The 3,133-nt window shown below is 62.8% G+C and carries 2 protein-coding genes; both read left to right on the top strand.

Annotated elements, in window-relative coordinates:
* Positions 1-244 precede the first annotated feature (244 nt).
* Positions 245-1,054 carry a metal ABC transporter ATP-binding protein gene (locus tag MHX66_RS10400; RefSeq protein ID WP_035006260.1) on the top strand — a complete coding sequence of 270 codons (810 nt, stop codon included), beginning with the start codon at positions 245-247 and terminating at the stop codon, positions 1,052-1,054.
* Positions 1,051-2,817, top strand: a complete 1,767-nt coding sequence (locus tag MHX66_RS10395) for a metal ABC transporter solute-binding protein, Zn/Mn family (protein WP_222865187.1) — start codon at positions 1,051-1,053, stop codon at positions 2,815-2,817. The genes MHX66_RS10400 and MHX66_RS10395 overlap by 4 nt, the downstream gene beginning before the upstream one ends.
* Positions 2,818-3,133 lie beyond the last annotated feature (316 nt).

Below are 3,133 nucleotides of genomic sequence, written 5' to 3'. Positions count from 1 at the left end.
ACAAGGAGTTCTTCCGCGAAATCCCGCCACGCCCCGTCGCCGCATAAAGACCAAAGACGAAGCCGACCAGCACACGCTGGCCGGCTCCTAGGCACGCCTAAGAAACTACTCCCAAGACTGTGCTCGTCAACATCGGTCTGGCACTTGACAAAAACATAGGGACACCCCCCCAACACCACCCCACCCCAAAGTTCAATACATTGAACTTGGTGATTCATTGAACTGAGCACTATTCTTGGCTGCCATGAGTATTAGCGTCCAGAACTTGAGCGTGAGCTACGGCGCGAACACCGCGATTCGGAACATCAGCTTCACCCTCGACTCCCCCGGCATGCACGGCATCATCGGCCCCAACGGCTCAGGCAAATCCACCCTCATGAAGGCGATGCTCCAGATCCTGGACAAACACAACGTCCACGGCACAGGCCCCACCGGCGCCCCTGCCGGCTACCCCGTCACCCTCGACGGCAAGGCCCCCGCCGAGCAGCGCCGCGCAATCGCTTATATCGAGCAGCGCTCTGACCTCGACCGCAACTTCCCCACCAGCGTCTTCGACACCGTCCTGATGGGCACTTACCCGCGCCTGGGTCTTTTCCACCGCCCCGGCAAGGCCGAACGCGAAGCAGCCACCCAGGCTCTCAAGGACGTCGACATGTGGGACTTTCGCCACCGCCACATCAGCGAACTCTCGGGCGGACAGTTCCAGCGCGTCCTCTTTGCCCGCGCCATCGTCCAGGACGCGGAGTACATCTTCCTGGACGAGCCCTTCGTCGGCATCGACGTCCCCAGCGAGAAGACGATCGTGACCCTGCTGCGGCAGATGGCGGACGCGGGCAAGCACGTCGTCGTCGTGCACCACGACATGAACACGGTGCGCGGCTACTACAACGACCTCATCGTCCTCAACGGCGAGCTCGTCGCGGCGGGTCCCACCGAGGAGGTCTTCGTCCCCGACGTGCTGCAGAAGGCCTTCGGCGCGCTCGTCATCCGCGAGCCGTCAGCACCAGCCCACCCCACGCCACGGCAGGCAGCCCTCCAGGAGGAGACAGCATGATCGCGGAGTTCCTCGACTCACTACTCAGCCACGGCTACCTGCAAAAAGCGCTGATCACCTCGGTGATCGTGGGCGTGGCCTGCGGCATCGTCGGCAGCTTCATCGTGCTGCGCGGCATGGCCCTGATCGGCGACGCCATCTCGCACGCCGTACTACCGGGGGTCGCGGCCTCCTACCTGCTCGGCACGAACCTCTTCCTCGGGGCGGTGGTCGCGGGTCTACTCGCCACACTGGCGATCGGGCTGATCAGCGAACGCTCCACTGTGAAGAACGATTCGGCGATCGGCATCGTCTTTTCCACCTTCTTCGCGATCGGCGTGCTGCTCATGGCGAAAGCGCAGACGGCGACGGATCTGACGGAGATCCTCTTCGGCAACGTCCTGACCGTTCAGGACGCCGACCGCAACCTCTCGATCGGTATTGCCGCTGCCGTGCTGATTCTCACGCTGGTCTTTTACAAGGAGCTCAAGCTCAGCACCTTCGACCCCGTCATGGCGCAGTCGGCTGGCGTGCCCGTGCGGGCAATCCACTACGGGCTGATGGTGGTGCTCACGCTGGTGACGGTCATTTCCCTGCAGACGGTGGGCGTGATCCTGGTGGTCTCCCTGCTGATCACTCCGGCGTCGGCGGCGTACCTGCTGACGAACCGGCTGGGAGTGATGATCGGGCTTTCAGTGGCGATCTCGGCGCTCAGCTCCGTAGTGGGGCTGTTCCTGAGCTATAGCTACAACGTGTCCTCCGGCGTGACGATCGTGCTGACCGCCAGCGCGCTGTTCCTGCTGGCTTTCCTCTTCGCGCCAGGCAAGGGACTGATTGCTCGCTCGCTGGGCAATAAGCCACTGGCCGCGCTGTTGGCCCTCCTGGTGGGCGGTGCCCTCGTGTTCGGGGCCGTGACCTTCTCGACGGAGGAGAAGGCAGACGGTGAGCAGCTGAACGTCGTCACCACCTTCACGCTGCTGGCGGACCTGGTGGAGGAGATCGGCGGCGAGGCGGTGGACGTCCATAACCTCGTGCCGACCGGCACGGACCCGCACGACTACGACCCCCTGCCCGCGGACCTGGATGCGACGAGCGACGCCGACCTGCTGTTCTACAACGGGCTGAACCTCGAGGGCGGTGAGCACGGCTGGCTCGCGAAACTGAAAAACACCGCGGGCCTGGACGATTCCCAGATGGTCGAGGCCACCAAGGGCGTGGAACCGAAGTACCTCAAGGACGAAAAGGGCAATCAGGAGATCAACCCGCACGCCTTCCTGGACCCGACCGTCGGCATCGCGATGGCCGAGAACGTGACCGCGGCGCTGGCCGAGGCCCTGCCCGAGCGTGCCGAGCACATCGAGGAGAAGGGGGCGGAGTACAAGGCCATGCTGGAGAGCATCGACGCCGACTACCGCGAGCAGATCGGTGCGCTGCCGAAGGAGGATCGTGTGCTCGTGGCCAGTGAACATGCCTTCCAATACATGGTCGACACCTACGGCATGGAGCAGCTGTATATCTGGCAGATCGACACGGATGAAAACGGCTCCCCCGCGCAGATCGGACACCTCGTGCGCCAGCTGAAGGACAAGCGCCCGAAGCACCTGTTCGTGGAGTCGAACGTGGATACGCGCCCCATGAAGACCGTCTCGAAGGAGGCCGGGATTCCGATCTTCGACGAGCCACTGCACTCCGATGAGCTCGGCAAGCCGGGCACGGTCGCGGGAACCTACGAGGATTTCCTGCGCAGCAACTTGAAGACCATGATCGCGGGGCTGAAGCGCTAAAACGCGAATGCTCGAGGCCCACATGCGTTGGGCTTCCCCGGTCGCATTCCCGTTACCTTGTGAGTGTCCCCGATAATGGGGATAGTCGCTGGTCCCGGTATGGCTTACCTGCCCTGTAGTTTCCATAATCCGGGGGGGTGTTGCCGCCGGGTGCCAGGACTTTCGATGACAGCTGATAGGGACACGGCCAGTTTTAAACTAGGTCTCTTTGTAACGTGGGTGCTTGCAACGAAGGTCATGACACCAGCGACTGGAACAACGCCATACCCATCTCGTTTTCTAGGAGCTCATCATGTCTCCGGAGCATTCCATCGAC

Origin of the sequence: Corynebacterium sp. ACRPH (assembly GCF_022347285.1) — a bacterium.
Classification (GTDB): domain Bacteria; phylum Actinomycetota; class Actinomycetes; order Mycobacteriales; family Mycobacteriaceae; genus Corynebacterium.
The sequence above is the reverse complement of the archived record's forward strand: the minus strand, read 5'-3'. Positions and strand labels throughout refer to the sequence as shown.

What these genes read in the sequence shown, in the direction of transcription:
- MHX66_RS10400 (WP_035006260.1), top strand. Translation starts at nt 245, where the DNA reads ATGAGTATTAGCGTCCAGAACTTGAGCGTGAGCTACGGCGCGAACACC.
- MHX66_RS10395 (WP_222865187.1), top strand. Translation starts at nt 1,051, where the DNA reads ATGATCGCGGAGTTCCTCGACTCACTACTCAGCCACGGCTACCTGCAA.